The 15315-nt window shown below is 56.1% G+C and carries 16 protein-coding genes; 14 read left to right on the forward strand and 2 right to left on the reverse strand.

The features are described from left to right. Nucleotides 1–28 precede the first annotated feature (28 nt). From pdxS to P8935_RS16565, 3 genes are all read left to right on the forward strand, one after another. The gene (pdxS, locus tag P8935_RS16555; RefSeq protein WP_348261404.1) at nt 29–982 is read left to right on the forward strand and encodes a pyridoxal 5'-phosphate synthase lyase subunit PdxS; all 954 of its coding nucleotides are present in this window, start codon (nt 29–31) and stop codon (nt 980–982) included. Nucleotides 983–1066: 84 nt separating this feature from the next. After that, a complete protein-coding gene (gene pdxT / locus P8935_RS16560; RefSeq protein ID WP_348261405.1) occupies nt 1067–1663 on the forward strand; it encodes a pyridoxal 5'-phosphate synthase glutaminase subunit PdxT in 597 nt (198 codons plus the stop codon). 228 nt (nt 1664–1891) lie between these two features. Further along, on the forward strand, nt 1892–2656 hold the full coding sequence (locus P8935_RS16565; RefSeq protein WP_348261406.1) for a cytochrome c oxidase subunit 3: 765 nt from the start codon (nt 1892–1894) through the stop codon (nt 2654–2656). Nucleotides 2657–2713: 57 nt separating this feature from the next. On the opposite strand, the gene P8935_RS16570 is transcribed toward P8935_RS16565, so the two are convergent. Further along, on the reverse strand, nt 2714–3595 hold the full coding sequence (locus P8935_RS16570; RefSeq protein ID WP_348261407.1) for a metallophosphoesterase: 882 nt from the start codon (nt 3593–3595) through the stop codon (nt 2714–2716). Nucleotides 3596–3811: 216 nt separating this feature from the next. Then, entirely contained in the window at nt 3812–4114 is a 303-nt protein-coding gene (locus P8935_RS16575; RefSeq protein WP_348261408.1) for a hypothetical protein, read from the reverse strand. 418 nt (nt 4115–4532) lie between these two features. Here P8935_RS16575 and P8935_RS16580 point away from each other — a divergent pair, with 418 nt between their 5' ends. The 11 genes from P8935_RS16580 to nuoL all read left to right on the forward strand — a co-directional run bounded on the left by P8935_RS16580 (nt 4533) and on the right by nuoL (nt 15312). Next, on the forward strand, nt 4533–4934 hold the full coding sequence (locus tag P8935_RS16580) for an NADH-quinone oxidoreductase subunit A (RefSeq protein WP_348265348.1): 402 nt from the start codon (nt 4533–4535) through the stop codon (nt 4932–4934). 2 nt (nt 4935–4936) lie between these two features. Then, complete coding sequence (locus P8935_RS16585; protein ID WP_348261409.1) at nt 4937–5443, forward strand: NADH-quinone oxidoreductase subunit C; 507 nt, start codon at nt 4937–4939, stop codon at nt 5441–5443. After that, the gene (gene nuoD / locus P8935_RS16590; protein ID WP_348261410.1) at nt 5443–6660 is read left to right on the forward strand and encodes an NADH dehydrogenase (quinone) subunit D; all 1218 of its coding nucleotides are present in this window, start codon (nt 5443–5445) and stop codon (nt 6658–6660) included. The genes P8935_RS16585 and nuoD overlap by 1 nt, the downstream gene beginning before the upstream one ends. Further along, on the forward strand, nt 6660–6971 hold the full coding sequence (locus tag P8935_RS16595) for a transcriptional regulator (RefSeq protein ID WP_348261411.1): 312 nt from the start codon (nt 6660–6662) through the stop codon (nt 6969–6971). The genes nuoD and P8935_RS16595 overlap by 1 nt, the downstream gene beginning before the upstream one ends. Beyond that, on the forward strand, nt 6968–7498 hold the full coding sequence (locus tag P8935_RS16600) for an NAD(P)H-dependent oxidoreductase subunit E (protein WP_348261412.1): 531 nt from the start codon (nt 6968–6970) through the stop codon (nt 7496–7498). Before P8935_RS16595 ends, P8935_RS16600 begins: the two co-directional genes overlap by 4 nt. Beyond that, entirely contained in the window at nt 7491–8801 is a 1311-nt protein-coding gene (gene nuoF / locus P8935_RS16605) for an NADH-quinone oxidoreductase subunit NuoF (RefSeq protein WP_348261413.1), read from the forward strand. The genes P8935_RS16600 and nuoF overlap by 8 nt, the downstream gene beginning before the upstream one ends. 34 nt (nt 8802–8835) lie before the next feature. After that, nucleotides 8836–11172, forward strand: a complete 2337-nt coding sequence (locus P8935_RS16610; protein WP_348261414.1) for a molybdopterin-dependent oxidoreductase — start codon at nt 8836–8838, stop codon at nt 11170–11172. A gap of 26 nt (nt 11173–11198) precedes the next feature. Then, complete coding sequence (gene nuoH, locus P8935_RS16615; RefSeq protein ID WP_348261415.1) at nt 11199–12248, forward strand: NADH-quinone oxidoreductase subunit NuoH; 1050 nt, start codon at nt 11199–11201, stop codon at nt 12246–12248. 294 nt (nt 12249–12542) lie between these two features. After that, entirely contained in the window at nt 12543–13055 is a 513-nt protein-coding gene (locus tag P8935_RS16620) for an NADH-quinone oxidoreductase subunit J (RefSeq protein ID WP_348261416.1), read from the forward strand. After that, nucleotides 13052–13381 (forward strand): NADH-quinone oxidoreductase subunit NuoK, encoded by a 330-nt coding sequence (gene nuoK, locus P8935_RS16625; protein WP_348261417.1) that lies wholly within the window; start codon nt 13052–13054, stop codon nt 13379–13381. The genes P8935_RS16620 and nuoK overlap by 4 nt, the downstream gene beginning before the upstream one ends. Then, a complete protein-coding gene (gene nuoL / locus P8935_RS16630) occupies nt 13378–15312 on the forward strand; it encodes an NADH-quinone oxidoreductase subunit L (protein WP_348261418.1) in 1935 nt (644 codons plus the stop codon). Before nuoK ends, nuoL begins: the two co-directional genes overlap by 4 nt. The last annotated feature ends 3 nt before the right edge of the window (nt 15313–15315 follow it).

The following is a 15315-nucleotide window of genomic DNA, read 5'->3' on the forward strand; positions in this document are numbered from 1 at the left end:
GCGACGGCTGAGATTTGAGGTCAAAGATATGCCCCAACAAAATGAAAATAAGAGTTTTTCTGGAACTGGTCTGCGCCTAAAGATCGGTCTCGCCGAGATGCTGAAGGGCGGGGTGATCATGGACGTGATGAACGTCGAACAGGCCCGTATAGCTGAAGAAGCCGGAGCCGTCTCCGTGATGGCATTGGAACGCGTACCGGCGATGATTCGCGCTGAAGGTGGTGTGGCGCGTATGGCCAAACCCAGCCTGATCAAGCAGATCATCCAGGCGGTATCGATTCCGGTGATGGCAAAAGCTCGTATCGGCCATTTTGCCGAAGCGCAGATTCTGCAGCAGCTTGGCGTGGACTTCATCGACGAGAGCGAAGTTCTTACGCCGGCTGACGAGGCCCACCATATTGATAAGCACGCCTTTACAACTCCTTTCGTTTGCGGGGCACGCAATCTGGGCGAGGCTCTTCGCCGGATCGCCGAGGGTGCAGCCATGATTCGCACCAAGGGCGAGGCGGGAACCGGCGACGTGGTGCATGCCGTGCAGCATATGCGTCAGATTGTGAAAGAGATGAAGGCGCTTACGGTGTTGAGTGAGCAGGAACTCTACGCTGCCGCCAAGGAGCACCAGGCACCTTACGAATTGATTCGTATGGTTGCGCAGACTGGCAAATTGCCCGTGCCGAACTTCTCCGCAGGCGGAATCGCGACGCCGGCCGATGCCGCGTTGATGATGCAACTCGGCGCCGAAGCCATCTTTGTGGGTTCAGGAATCTTCATGAAGGAGCGGGCGACGCCGCTCGACGTGGAGAACGATCCAAAGGAGCGCGAAGAGGCGGTTTCCCGTGCCAAGGCCATCGTGATCGCGACCACGCATTACAACGACCCCAAAATCCTGGCCGAGGCTAGCGAACAGGTAACCGGCACCATGAAGGGTCTGGCGGCCGCAGCGATCGAAGAGTCACAGTTGTTGCAAACGCGTGGCTGGTAGACAGGCAGATAAAAATTCGAGCCGGAAGTGCCTGCCGCTTCCGGCTTCCGTTTCGAAAGTGGGACACAGCACGGGAGAACGAGATTGAACGCGGAAGTAAAGCGGCCGCGCATCGGTGTATTGGCTATCCAGGGTGACTATGCTGCCCACGCTGAGGCATTGACCGAATGTGGCGCGACGCCTGTCGAGGTGCGGAAGCGCGAGGAACTGGACGGGCTGGATGGCCTGATTCTGCCGGGTGGCGAATCAACTACCATCCTGAAGTTCCTGGAGCGGGGCCATCTCTTCGATGAATTGAAACAATTCTGTTCCACCCGACCGGTGTTCGGCACATGTGCGGGCGCAATTCTCCTGGCGCGCGAGGTGCGAAATCCAGCCCAGAGAAGCCTGGGGGTGCTGGACGCGGTGGTAGAACGCAACGCCTACGGACGTCAGATCGATTCTTCGATCCTCTTTTCCGATACGAAACTGCACGGCGAAAAGCTGGAAATGGTATTTATCCGTGCACCGCGGATCGTTCAGACAGGTCCTCAAGTGGAGATACTGGCGCAGCGCGATGGCATGGCAACACTCGTGCGGCAGGGCAAGCTGATGGCGGCCACTTTCCATCCGGAGTTGACCTCCGACCGGCGCGTCCACAAAGCATTTGTTGATCTGGTCCAAGCCAATCTTCAGTCGTAACAACTCGCTGTACAGCGGTGTTATTGAATTCAATAAAAAAGGCCATCCCGTTCGGGGGTGTCTGCGTCCAAAGACTTAGAGCGGTTCCGCGGTGAATCTTCGTTTCCGGTTCTTGAATGCGCTTGGCTCCAGTCCCGGGTAAAAGGCCAATCGAACACAATACCCTCGAAACGCAAAGGCTGCGGAAATGCTTTTGTGGTGTACTCTGATTTGCACAGAGGCTTCTGAATGCCCGCGACCTTTACGCATTCCCCTGCGGAAACGGAACGGAAAGAGCCAGGAATTGGCGGCAAACCTCCGGTTGACCGACGGCCTACGGGCGGCGGCGGGGGGGGCGGCGACGATGACCGGCAGCATGAGCGTAGAGGTCCGCGCGAATTGCTGCATAAGATTCGCTTTTCTGTTTTCTCGATTCTCGCGGCTGACATGATGTTCTTTGCCATCCTTGTGGCACTCTTCTTCGCCCGCCAGGCCGGCACTCACATGGATCCCCGCACCCATGAGCAGATCGGAGACTGGCATCCGGTTCTGCTGCCTCCAATTCTCTACCTCAATACTGCCCTCTTACTGCTCAGCAGCCTCACGATGGAGATTGCGCGCCAGAGCATCTTTCGCGAAATCGACGTATTGGAGGAATGGCTGGGCCTTGGCCATCCAGCACTGCAGCGCACTCTACCCTGGATGGGTGCCACCCTGGGCCTCGGACTCCTCTTCTTGACCGGACAATGGGTGGCGTGGCGTCAACTCACGGCGCAGGGATTCGCATTCGATCACTGGTCGACGCCCGCCAGCTACTTTTTCTACATCATCACTGGTCTCCATGCTGCTCACCTGATTGTGGGCGTCGTTGCGCTGGCGGTAACCCTGGGAGTCATTCGCAGGTTGAAGCGAGTAGAACTGCGCCAAGTCGCAGTGGATGCAACTGCGTGGTACTGGCACGCGATGGGGCTTGCCTGGATGGTGCTGTTTGCCGTCCTGGTGATCGGACAGTAAAAATCGACTCGCTGGGCTCAGAGAATCAATGCCGCGTCCTTGGCGATGCGGCATTCTTCATGGAATGAACTTGCCAGTCTTGTTTGGTTCCGCAACCAAGGTGAATTCGTCTTTCTTCTCCACCGAAAGGCTGGCAGCATCCGGGTCCTTCACCTTCCACATCACTGCGTGAAGTTTCCTGTCGCGATAATCCAGGGTGAGGTAGTGGTACACGGGGAATGCCGTGTCCTGATACAGGTCCTCCGACCCGCGAAAGAGCAGTGGATAAGGCTCTGCGCCACCACCGCCTGATGTCACATATTCAACGCCGTTGCGCTCGAATCGCTCGTAGTTATGGATGTGCCCGTTGAAGACGATCACTTTGGCGTGCATCTTGTGGAGATGAATCTCAAGGAGATGCCGCAGCGTGAGCGCTTCCTTCGAAGGTAAGTTGGTAAAGAGCTTGGACTGTTCATCAACTACCCACGGGGTGTGATAAAGGATGAAGAGAAAATCCACTTGCGCTGGCAGGTGATCGAGTTGAGCCGCGAACCAGGTTGCTTGCGGGCTGGTGCCGCCCGACGCCGAGGTCATGTCGAGCGAGATGACTTCCACGCTGCCCATGAGAACCGAGTAGTAGCGGTGGTTCTGGATGCCGGGAAAGTTTTTCAGGTAGTTGGCGATCCCTTTGTGGATGTCGGTGCGCACTTCGTGATTCCCCATCGTGGGAAGCTGCAGGATCTGGTTCTTACGCCAGAGAGCCGTCTCGTCGCGAAATACCTGCCAATCGGCATCGCTGGAGCCTATATAAGGCATATCGCCGGTGAGCAGCAAGACCTCGGGACTCTCCTCGGCAACACGCTCCGCAAGGTACTTTCTGATGCGAGGATTGGTGCCTATCTTTACCGCCGGATCAGTGAAGCGCATGTCGCCATAGCCCACCATATGGATGGGTGACAAGGCAGAGTATTTTGTAATGGTGAAAGTGGGATTTACATCGATCTTTTCTGGGGGTTCGGCAACTGCGGAAATAACAAATGCGCACGCGAAAACGAAGATGATGATTACTCGCGCCCGCCGCCTCAGGATTTCATGAAGTGGTAGCTGCACAGGTTCAGGCTAACATTGCGGCCTTGCTCGGCCAAAATGCCGATAGGCGAGAAGAAGCGACGAGGTCTAGCGCAAAGCGAGGTGGAAAAATCCGCGCACTCTTTCGGTAAAGGTCGGTTGCAACGGGCATGCGTAATAAATTTCGCGATTGAGCGCCATCAAGAGCTGGATTGCCTGCACGTTTGGGTCGTGAGCCGAAATCTCTTCGGCCTCCTGCAGATATTCGTCCGTCAGGTACTCGATCGCGTGACCAAGTATTTCAAGGGCGCGTCCCGCCTGAGGACTAATGTGACGGCAACGATTGGCATGGACCAGCGAGTCAGTAACGCTGCGGTTCAATCCGCCTAAGGGTAGACCTGTAACAGCCATAAAATTCCAACTCTCGAGAGCCGACTTGATGTTGCCTCTGTAATCGGCCTCTTCAGCAAGATTCTTTAGCGAGCATTTTCTTAATGCCCAGTTTGGGCTGAGCGATTATGGGTTTCCCGTTCTCGAATTCATGTGACACGCCTCACAGATGGGTAATTTCTTCGAAGGGTATACAGACCTCAGCGTCAAAAAGTGTCAAGGCTCACGAAGTGGGGCTGAAGTGCGGTTCCGTGAAGGGGAATTGAGCGGCTCCTCTGTGACGGAATCAAAATCGATGCGACAAATCAGGATGCGTCTGATCGCCTTGACGGGATGAGGTTTGGAACCTAAGCTCAAACCAGCGGCCTGTCGCAATGGGAGCAGTCTGGCCCGGCGACAAATTCGAACATTTTACAGATCTTTTGAGAACAGGGTGCAGATGATTCCCTACCACTGGCAGTATCTTCCACTTCTAATGCAAGTGCTTTTTGCTATTGGACTTGCTGCGATGATGGTGCTGGCATCCTGGTTCATCGGCCGGCATCGCAATCTTCCCGTCAAGCTGGCGACATATGAATGCGGAATCGTGTCGGTTGGCGACGCTCGGGCCCGATTCAGCGTGCGTTTTTACATGGTCGCGATGCTCTTTATCCTCTTCGACGTTGAAGCGGTTTTCATGATGCCCTGGGCGGTGATCTACCGCCAGCTCCCGCATATTACCGGACAGCGATTATTCGGGTTCTGGGAGATGGTTGTTTACCTGGGTTTTGTCGCGGTTGGTCTGTACTACATCGTGCGTAAGGGCATTCTGAACTGGAGCATGGACAAGGCGGATCTCTAAGAATGGCAGAAGCTCCAAAGGAAACTCTCGCCGGCAAGCAAGCTGTGCTCGAAGGATTGCCGGATCACCCGGCAGTCAAGGCGCTTCTCGCGTGGAATGCCGATGCATTTACAGATGCACTCTTTGACAGGGGCGAATTGACACTGACTGTCACTCCGGAGAAGATCTGCGAAGCAGTGACTGCCGTGAAGAATGCCGGCTACAACGCGTTCGAAGATATGACGGCGGTGGATTGGCTTCCTTCCGAACCCCGCTTCCAGCTGAGCTACCACATTCTGTCGCATCAATATAAAGAGCGGATCCGTCTGAAAACCTGGCTAAACAGCGGCGATCCGGCGATTGAATCGATCACCTCAGTCTGGTCGGGTGCCAATTACTACGAGCGCGAAGTCTTCGACCTGTTTGGGATTCGTTTTGAAGGACATCCGAATCTGCGCCGCATCCTGATGCCTGATGATTGGGTGGGACATCCCTTGCGCAAGGACTACCCGGTGGAGGGCTATCGCTGATGGTGGATGTAGGCACTCCGATCCTTTCTGCCCCGCCCGCCGAGGGCGCGCGCGACCAGCACATGGTCCTGAACATGGGACCGCAGCATCCGTCAACGCACGGCGTGTTGCGCCTGGTGCTGGAAATTGACGGTGAAATAGTTGTCCGCCTGTACCCGGAAATCGGCTACCTGCATACCGGCATTGAAAAGACCTGCGAGGCAAAGTTTTATCAGCAAGTCGTTCCGCTGACGGATCGCGTGGACTACCTGGGCCCCATGGCCAACAATCTCTGCTACTGCCTTGCAGTCGAAAAGCTGCTGCAGTTGGAGGTTCCCGAGCGGGCAGTATGGATTCGCGTGCTGCTAACGGAGCTGACACGCCTGAACTCGCACCTGATCTGGCTGGGCACGCACGCCATGGACATCGGCGCGCTTACAGTATTCCTTTACACATTCAGAGAGCGAGAAGACATTCTGCGCATCTTCGAGGCTGTTGCCGGCCAGCGCATGATGACCAGCTATTTCCGCATCGGCGGACTGTCGATGGAGCCGCCTCTGGACTTGTTCGATCGCATCCAGTCCTTCATCAAGACGTTTCCGGAGAAAATCGACGAATACTCGAATCTGCTCACTGGAAATCCAATCTTCCGGAACAGGCTGATGGGCATTGGACATCTCTCGCCTGAGGACGCAATTGCACTTGCCGTCACTGGTCCGACGATGCGCGCTTCAGGCATTGATTTCGATCTGCGGCGCGACATGCCGTACTCCAGCTACGAGAAATTTCAGTTCAAAGTTCCGGTTTCAAACCGCTGCGATTGCTGGGGACGGTACGAGGTACGTTTGCTGGAGATGCGCGAAAGCATCGGCATCATTCAACAGGCCTTGGATGGAATGCCGGGCGGCCCGATCAAGGCTGATGCGCCAAAGATCGTTCTGCCGGATCGCGAGAAGATGAAAACGCAGATGGAAGCGTTGATCCATCACTTCAAGATCGTGACGGAAGGCTTCAACGTTCCGGCGGGCGAAGTGTATCAAGGAATTGAATCGGGCCACGGGCAGATGGGCTATTACGTAGTATCAGATGGAACCGCAAAACCATATCGCGTGCATATGCGGTATCCAGGATTTGCGACTTTGCAGGCGCTGGAAACGATGTGTCAGGGACGCATGCTTGCGGACGTTGTAGCTGTAATCGGGTCGATTGATATTGTGCTTGGGGAGATCGATCGCTGATGCCGGAAACGGCGCAGTTGTACATGGAACTTTGGGTATCGCTTGCTTCCCTGCTTCGCAGTTATACCGCGGTGCACGGGTTGAATGGGAATCGGCAGGCAACGGTCGAGTTGGGGGAAGAACAGATTACGGTGCGTCATGCGGAAGCGTGGCTCGATCTGAATCGGAACGGCGCGCACGTGATGTGGAAGCGCGACGACGGACGGAGCGGAATGCTGGAACTGACAGAAAATGGCCGGTTGCGCAGTTCGGCTGGCGAAGAAGAGATGGATATGGCGGCTGAATCGTGGGCTCGGGAGCTGATGCGATGAGTGCCGTCAATACGAGTCCCGAGTCCATGAGCATCTTTTCGCCCCAAGTGGCGGCACGTTTTGATGCGCTGGTGGAAAAGTATCCCCTGAGGCGCTCGGCGCTCGTCCCGATGCTGCTCTATGCGCAGGACGAAATCGGTTACCTGTCGGACTCCGTGATCGCGGAAGTAGCACAGAGGATCGGGATTACCGAACTCGATGTTCGCAACGTGGCCACCTACTACTCCATGCTGCGTTTCAAGCCTGCGGGCAAATTCAATGTACAAGTTTGCACGAATATCAGTTGCATGCTGCGCGGTGCCTACGACGTGTATGAGAAATTTCAGGAAGAACTTGGCATTGGGCACAAGGGCGTAACTGCGGACGGCCTGTTTTCACTCGAAGAAGTGGAATGCATCGGCGCTTGCTGCTGGGCTCCAGCGATCCAGGTGAACTATGCATTTCACGATGAGCTGACGCCATCCGGCGTACCCGAAATTCTGGACCGGTATCGGCAGCAAGTCCAAGACAAGGAAAAAAATGCCTAGGCTGGTTTCGCATCCCGATGAAGTAAAGATCGTCTCGAAGCGCTTCGGTCAGGGCGCCGCGAATATCGATAAGTACATCGAGCTTGGCGGATACGAGGCTGCTCGCAAATGCGTGGCGCAGGGCCCCGATTGGATTATCGAGGAGATGAAAGCCTCGAACTTGCGTGGGCGTGGCGGTGCGGGATTTCCTACAGGCATGAAATGGTCGTTCGTTCCGAAACAGTCGGCGAAACCAAAGTATGTACTCATCAACGGCGACGAAAGTGAGCCCGGAACCTGCAAGGACCACCTGATTTTCCTGCACGATCCTCACGCTGTTATTGAGGGCACCATCATCGCCGGTCTAGCGATCGGTTCGAAGATGGGATTTATCTATCTGCGGGGCGAGTATCGATACCTTCTGGAGATCATGGAGAAAGCCGTAGCCGATGCCTATGCGAAAGGATTTCTAGGCAAAAATATCTTCGGATCGGATAACGAATTCCAAATCATCACGCAGAGCGGCGCCGGTGCATACGAAGTCGGCGAAGAGTCGGCGCTTATGGAATCACTCGAGGGCAAGCGCGGCGTTCCTCGAATCAAGCCTCCGTTCCCCGCTGTCGTCGGCCTTTATGGCGGACCTACGGTCATCAACAACGCCGAGACGATTGCGACTGTGCCTCATGTCATCACCATGGGCGGTGCGGCCTTTGCGGCTGTTGGATCCGCGCGCAATGGTGGCACACGGCTCTTCGGCTTGAGTGGCCACGTGGAACGGCCCGGCGTGTACGAATTGCCGATGGGTTACAACCTGAAGAAAATGATCTACGAAGTCGGGGGCGGGGTCCGTGGCGGTCGCAAATTGAAGGCAGTCGTTCCCGGTGGATCGTCAACCCCCGTTCTGCTGCCCGAAGAAATCGAAAATCTAGGCATGGATTTCGACCAGGTCGGCAAGGCCGGCTCGATGCTGGGTTCCGGCGGTGTAGTGGTGATCGACGACCAGACCTGCATTGTGGAATTCGCGCTGCGAACCATCAGCTTTTATCAGCACGAGAGTTGCGGCTGGTGTATTCCCTGCCGCGAAGGAACAGACTGGCTGAAGAAATCATTGACGCGCTTTCACGCCGGGTTCGGAACTGCAAAGGACATCGACAACATTCGCTACCTCGCCGAGAACATGATGGGCCGAACCTTCTGCCCGCTTGGCGACGCTGCGGCGATGCCGACACTTGGGTTTGTGAAGAAGTTCCGCAAAGAATTTGAGGATCATCTGGACGGGAAGCCGTGCCCGTTTGCCAAACATACCGAAATGGCTGTGGTTTGAGCTGCGCGAAACGTAAAGGGAGTTCTGGAGAAGAATGGCAGACGTAACATTCACGGTCGATGGAAACAAGCTGACGGCTCCCGCGGGGACGCTGCTGATTGAAGCGTGCCGCAAGGCGGGCATCGAGATTCCTGCGTTCTGCTACTACCCTGGACTGAGCCTGCAGGCTGCATGCCGCATGTGCGTCGTCAGGCAGGAGAAGGTGCCGAAGTTGCAGACGGCCTGCACCACAACCGTCGCCGAGGGTCAGGTATTCACAACCGATTCACCGGAGATCGCACAGGCACGCAAGGCAACCATCGAATTGCTTCTCGGAAACCACCCACTCGACTGCCCTGTTTGCGATGCGGGCGGCGAGTGTGAACTTCAGGATATGACCTTCAAATACGGCGCCGGCGAGAGCTTGATGGTTGACGCCAAGCGCCACCGGGACGAGCAGCAGTGGTCTCCGGCAGTCTTCTACGACAGGCCGCGTTGCATTCTCTGCTATCGCTGCACCCGTATGTGCGGCGAAGGCATGGACGTGTGGGCGCTCGGCATCCAGAATCGCGGTGTCGTCTCGGTGATCGCACCAAACGAAGGCGAGCGCCTCGACTGCGAGCAATGCGGTATGTGTATCGATGTGTGCCCCGTAGGTGCTCTTACGAGCGGCAGCTACCGTTATAAAACCCGTCCGTGGGAAATGAATCACGTTTCCACCGTTTGCACGCATTGCGGCGATGGATGCAAGGTCACACTCGGCGTGCGCCAGGCAAACGACGGTTCAGAAATTGTTCGCGCCGACAATCGCGACAAGAGCGGCATCAATGGAGATTTTCTCTGCGCCAAGGGGCGCTTTGGCTTTGACTTCGTTGACAGCTCGGAGCGCTTGACGACTCCGCTGGCACGCAATGCACAGGGCAAACTCGAGGCGGTTACCTGGGAACATGCATTTCGTCTGGTGGGTGCCAAGCTTAAAGAAATTCGCGACACCAAGGGTGGCGAAGCGATCGGGGTGATCGGCTCGAACCACACCACCAACGAAGAGAACTACCTGCTGCAGAAGTTTGCGCGCACCGTGCTCCAGACGAACAATATCGACCATGAACGCACCACGGATTACGTCGCGTTTGCCCGTGCCGTTGCTGGACACGACGGACGAGCTGCAAGCCTTCGCGAAATCGCCTCTGCACCGGCGATTCTGCTGATCGGCGGCGATCCGACCAATGAGCATCCGCTGCTGGCATGGACTTTGCGCACCAACGTGCGGTTGAATAAAGCCCGCCTTTACGTGGCAAATGAAAAACGAATCAAACTGGAGAGGCAAGCCAAAGCAGCGCTGCAGCTGCCGGCGGGCGGATATGCAGCGTTCAGTGCTTACCTCGGCGGCAGCGACAACTCCATCAAGGACTCAACCTTCCGCGCAGCAGTTCTCGGCGAAGAAAAACTGCTGATCATCTTTGGTCAGGAATATCGCGATTCAGCAGTTGCTGACCTGGTGCAGTGGGGTTTGGGACGCCCCAATGTCCGCTTTGCCTACCTCGGCGACTACGCCAATTCGCGCGGTGCTGCCGATATGGGTCTGCTGCCCGATTTACTGCCGGGATATGTTCCGATCAACGCATCTGGAACATTCGCGCAGGAATACGTGGGAATGCCGACCACGCCCGGCAAAACGCAACCGGAGATGTTCGTCGCTGCGGCTAAAGGCGAACTAGGCGCGCTGCTTGTTGTGGGCGCGAATCCCCTTAGTAATGGCAGCATTGATCTGAGTACGCTGAAGAACACGTTTGTTGTGGTGCAGGATATCTTCCTGACGGAGACGGCAGCAATCGCCGACGTTGTCTTCCCTGCCGCCAGCCTTTACGAGAAGACCGGCACGGTGACAAATACGTTCGGCGATTTACAGCTGGCGCGGAAAGCTGCGGATCGTGCTGGCGTAAAGTCAGACTTCGAGATTCTTGTTCGACTCGCAGGCAGCATGGGCGCGGATGTGAAGGCGCTGGTGCCCTTCGGCAAGGTTGGCGTAACAGCTGATCTCGGGCAGTCTCGCGGTGCGCAGTCGGGTGAGGCTGACAGACATGCTGTGTGGCTTTCCGCGAATGGACTAGAGCCAAAACTGAGCCCGTTCGATCCGCTGGCATTGTTAGACGAAATTGAGCGGCTTGTTCCGGCTTACAAGCTGGATCGGCTGAATCTCTTTGGTGGAAACGACATAAAAATCGAGCTTGGTTTCGTCCCGGTTTCCGCCCTTGGTTCAGCGCATCCCGAACTGGTGAAACCTGCGCACAACGGATTGTTTACCTCGGGAACACTCGGGCACTACAGCAACGGACTGAAAGATTTGGAGCGGCATCAGGCAGCAGAAGTGGCAGCCTCGGCTGCAGATTGAAAGATTGACGAGAGAGGCAAAGGCACGTGACGATTTGGCAGTTTTTGTTTTGGAGCTTGCTTAAGGTCGTGGTGGTGACGGTAGTGCTGTTGATGGGCGTCGCCTACACGGTGCTGCTTGAACGCAAGCTCGTCGGTCGCATCCAGAATCGTTGGGGGCCAAACCGTGTGGGACCGTTCGGGTTGTTGCAGCCGCTAGTCGATGGGGCAAAGTCATTTCTCAAAGAAGACATCATCCCGACGGGCGTGTATAGGCCTCTCTATCTGCTGGCACCGATCATCGCCCTCAGCTGCGCACTCATCTCCATTGGAGTAGTGCCGTTCGGAGATCCCGGAGTCGTGGGATCCGGCAACTTCCACTTCTTTCAGATTGCCGATGTGAATATAGGCCTGCTCGTCATCCTTGGTATCACATCGATCGGCGTGTATGGCATCGCGCTGGCAGGATGGTCATCGAACAACAAATATTCCTTACTCGGAGCATTGCGCGCGTCGGCGCAATTGGTGAGCTACGAGCTGGCTCTGGGGCTATCGCTGGTCGGCGTGGTGATGCGTGCCGGTTCGCTTAATCTCGATGTCATCGTTCGTAGCCAGTCGAACCACGGCATGCTGAGTTGGAATCTTTTCGGCGGGTTGCAGTTTGTCGCGTTCTTCATCTACCTGATGGCGGCTTACGCTGAGACGAATCGCTCGCCATTCGATTTGCCTGAGGCAGAAAGCGAGCTCGTCGCCGGATATCACACCGAATATAGTTCCATGAAGTTCGCCATGTTCTTTATGGCCGAATACGGCAACATGATCATGGTGGGTTGCGTGGCCACGCTGTTGTTTCTGGGCGGATGGACTAGCCCCTTCGGCAATCTGCTTCCCGCGCCAAGTTCCTTTATCCTGCGCGCCTTCATTCCGATTTTCTGGTTTGTTCTGAAAGTTTTCAGTTTTCTGTTTCTCTACGTATGGGTGCGCGGCACGCTGCCTCGTTTCCGCTATGACCAGTTAATGAATTACGGGTGGCGCTGGCTCATGCCGTTGGCCATCCTCAACATTGTGGGAACGAGTTTATGGCTTGCATATCGCTGAGCGAAGCCGGACCGACTTAAATCGCTGTTCTTCGATAGCGGTTTGAGATCACGGTTTAGCCGGATGCGCTCAGTTAGAATCGGAAGGGATTTCAAGCAACGGGAGTGCCCCGTTCGCACAGTTCCTCCCCTCAACCTGCCGAAGAAGTCAATCGGCACTCGCCCGTATAGCGGTTCTCCAGGAGATGTAGGGGCGAAGCGATTCTGCCAAGTGGATTCTTCCGCACGAAGAATCCGCCTTAAACAGAACCGGAAACGATTCACAAAATGGAGAGCCGCTCTAAGTGACGGAACGATGCACCTGATTCTCTTTATCGTGTTTGCTGCACTCTGCCTGACAGGAGCAATCAATCTCCTGCTGCAGAAGCACCCCATCAACAGCGCGCTCTCGCTGATTGTGGTGATGACGTCATTGGCGGTGCTCTACCTGCTGCTCGGAGCAGAGTTCCTGGCGGCGGCACAAGTCATCGTCTACGCAGGCGCGATCATGGTCCTCTTCACGTTTGTGGTGATGCTGCTGAATGCGGGCCGCGAAGAGCGCACCCTGGGCAGTCGAGCCGCGCGTACCGTAGGCTTTCCGGCAGTGGTAGCAATCCTTGCCGTGATTGCAACAACAATTCTTCGCTCCCAGGGTATCGGTAACGCAGCCATCGAAGACCAGATCACCAGCACTGCAGATCTCAGCGCCGTTCTATTCACTAAACTTCTCCTGCCGTTTGAAGTCACGTCGGTACTAATTCTCGTCGCCATTCTTGGATCCGTTGCGCTGGCCCGCCAGGGAGATGGGGAAAAGGTGGACACCAAGTGAACTCACTACACCTCGTTCAACACGAAGTTCCTCTCACGTGGTATCTGCTGTTGAGCGCCGTCCTGTTTTGCCTGGGTGTCGTCGGATTCCTGATCAAGCGCAACCTGATCACCATGTTCATGTCGATTGAACTGATGTTGAACGCGGTGAATCTCTCGTTTGTGACCTTCGCACACCAGTGGCATCAGGTAAGAGGACAGATCTTCGTATTTTTCGTGATGATGGTGGCCGCCGCTGAGGCTGCCGTTGGACTCGCCATCATTATTGCTGTATTCCGCACACGCGCAACGCTTGCGGTCGATCGCATCGACCTTATGAAACTATGAACGAGAATCTCCATCTCTGGTTGATCCCGCTTCTGCCGTTCGCAGGCTTTCTGCTGAATGGCTTGCTCGGCCGTCGGATGCCCAAAGCACTCGTGACATCAATTGCGCTCCTCGCGCCGCTGGCTTCACTGCTGCTTGTGCTGAGCGCGTCCCGACTTGCATTCCAATCCGGCTCCCTGCCCCACGTAGAAACATTTGGCAATTGGATCAACGTCGCTACGCTCCATATCGACTTCAGCTTTGTTCTCGATCAGCTTTCCCTGGTAATGCTGCTCGTCATCACCGGCGTTGGATTCCTGATTCACATCTATTCTGTCGGCTACATGCACGAGGAAGAAGGCTACTGGCGCTACTTCGCCTACCTGAATCTGTTCCTCTTCTTCATGACTGTGCTTGTGCTCGCCGGCAATGCGCTATTGATGTTTGTCGGATGGGAAGGCGTCGGTCTCGCTTCGTACCTGCTGATCGGTTTCTGGTTTCAGAAAACGTCTGCGGCAGATGCAGGCAAGAAAGCGTTCATCGTCAACCGCATTGGCGACTTCGGATTTCTGATCGGACTCTTTTTCCTGCTGGCGAACTTTGGCACACTCACCTTCAGTGAACTGGGAGAAAAGATTGCCGCCAATCCAGCAATGACTGGGGGCGTCCTTACCACAATCGCCATTTGCTTGCTGATCGGTGCAACAGGCAAAAGCGCGCAGCTTCCACTGTATGTATGGCTGCCAGACGCGATGGAGGGCCCGACCCCCGTCTCCGCGCTGATCCATGCGGCCACCATGGTCACGGCCGGCGTCTACATGATCGCCCGCAACCACTTCATCTTCGATCGTTCCCCATTCGCTCTTACTGTTGTCGCAGTCGTCGGCGCGGCAACGGCGATCTTCGCAGCCACCATCGCCCTCGTGCAGACCGATATTAAGCGCGTCCTCGCCTACTCCACCGTCTCGCAGCTCGGATATATGTTCCTCGGCTGCGGCGTCGCAGCATATTCCGCGGCGATCTTTCACTTGATGACGCACGCATTCTTCAAGGCCCTGCTCTTCCTTGCAGCTGGATCGGTAATTCACGCGCTCGGAGGCGAACAGGATCTGCGTAAGATGGGCGGTTTACGCAAGAAGATTCCGATCACCTTCTGGACCATGGGCGCCGCAGTCTTTGCGATCGCCGGATTTCCTCCGCTTGCGGCCTTCTTCTCAAAGGATGCGATCCTCTACGAGGCGTTCCAGCATGGTGCTTCCGGCCGGATTTTCTGGTTCGTTGGCCTGCTGACAGCTCTGCTCACCAGTTTCTACATGTTCCGGCTGTGGTACCTCACCTTCTTCGGTGAAGCTCGCGATCCTCACACGCATCCGCACGAAAGCCCGTGGTCGATGCTCGGTCCGCTCGTCATTCTCGCCCTGCTCTCCGTTGGTGGCGGATGGATCGGCATGGATCACTTCGGCGCGTTCTTGGCTCCCGTTCTTGGGCCAACGACGGATCCTTCCACTGCGGCGGGAGGAAAGCAACTCGACCTTCTGCTGAGCGTCCTGGCGGTTGCTGCAGCCTTGATCGGCTTGCTCATCGCCGATCGCATGTATCGCCGCAAGTCCGCACTTCCGCCGCAGGATGCGGCGTTGATGCCGGCAGGCTACAAGCTATTGGCGAATAAGTATTACGTTGACGAAATCTACGGCGCGGCCATTGTGAAACCCATCATTGCGCTTTCGAAATACGGGTTGGAATGGATCGTCGATGTTGCAATCCTGGGTGGTGCGGCATGGCTGCTTGGCGGTATTGCCACATTTGGCGGCGCCATTTTGCAACGTTGGCAATCCGGTAATTTGCGATCGTACGCCGCGTGGCTGACGCTCGGGGCGGCTGTCCTGCTTGCATTTGTTCTGGCGCCGTATGTATTCAGTTCGGGAACCGGCATGTTCTGGGCGGGGCACTAGGAG

Source organism: Telmatobacter sp. DSM 110680, from assembly GCF_039994875.1.
In the GTDB taxonomy this organism is placed as follows: domain Bacteria; phylum Acidobacteriota; class Terriglobia; order Terriglobales; family Acidobacteriaceae; genus Telmatobacter.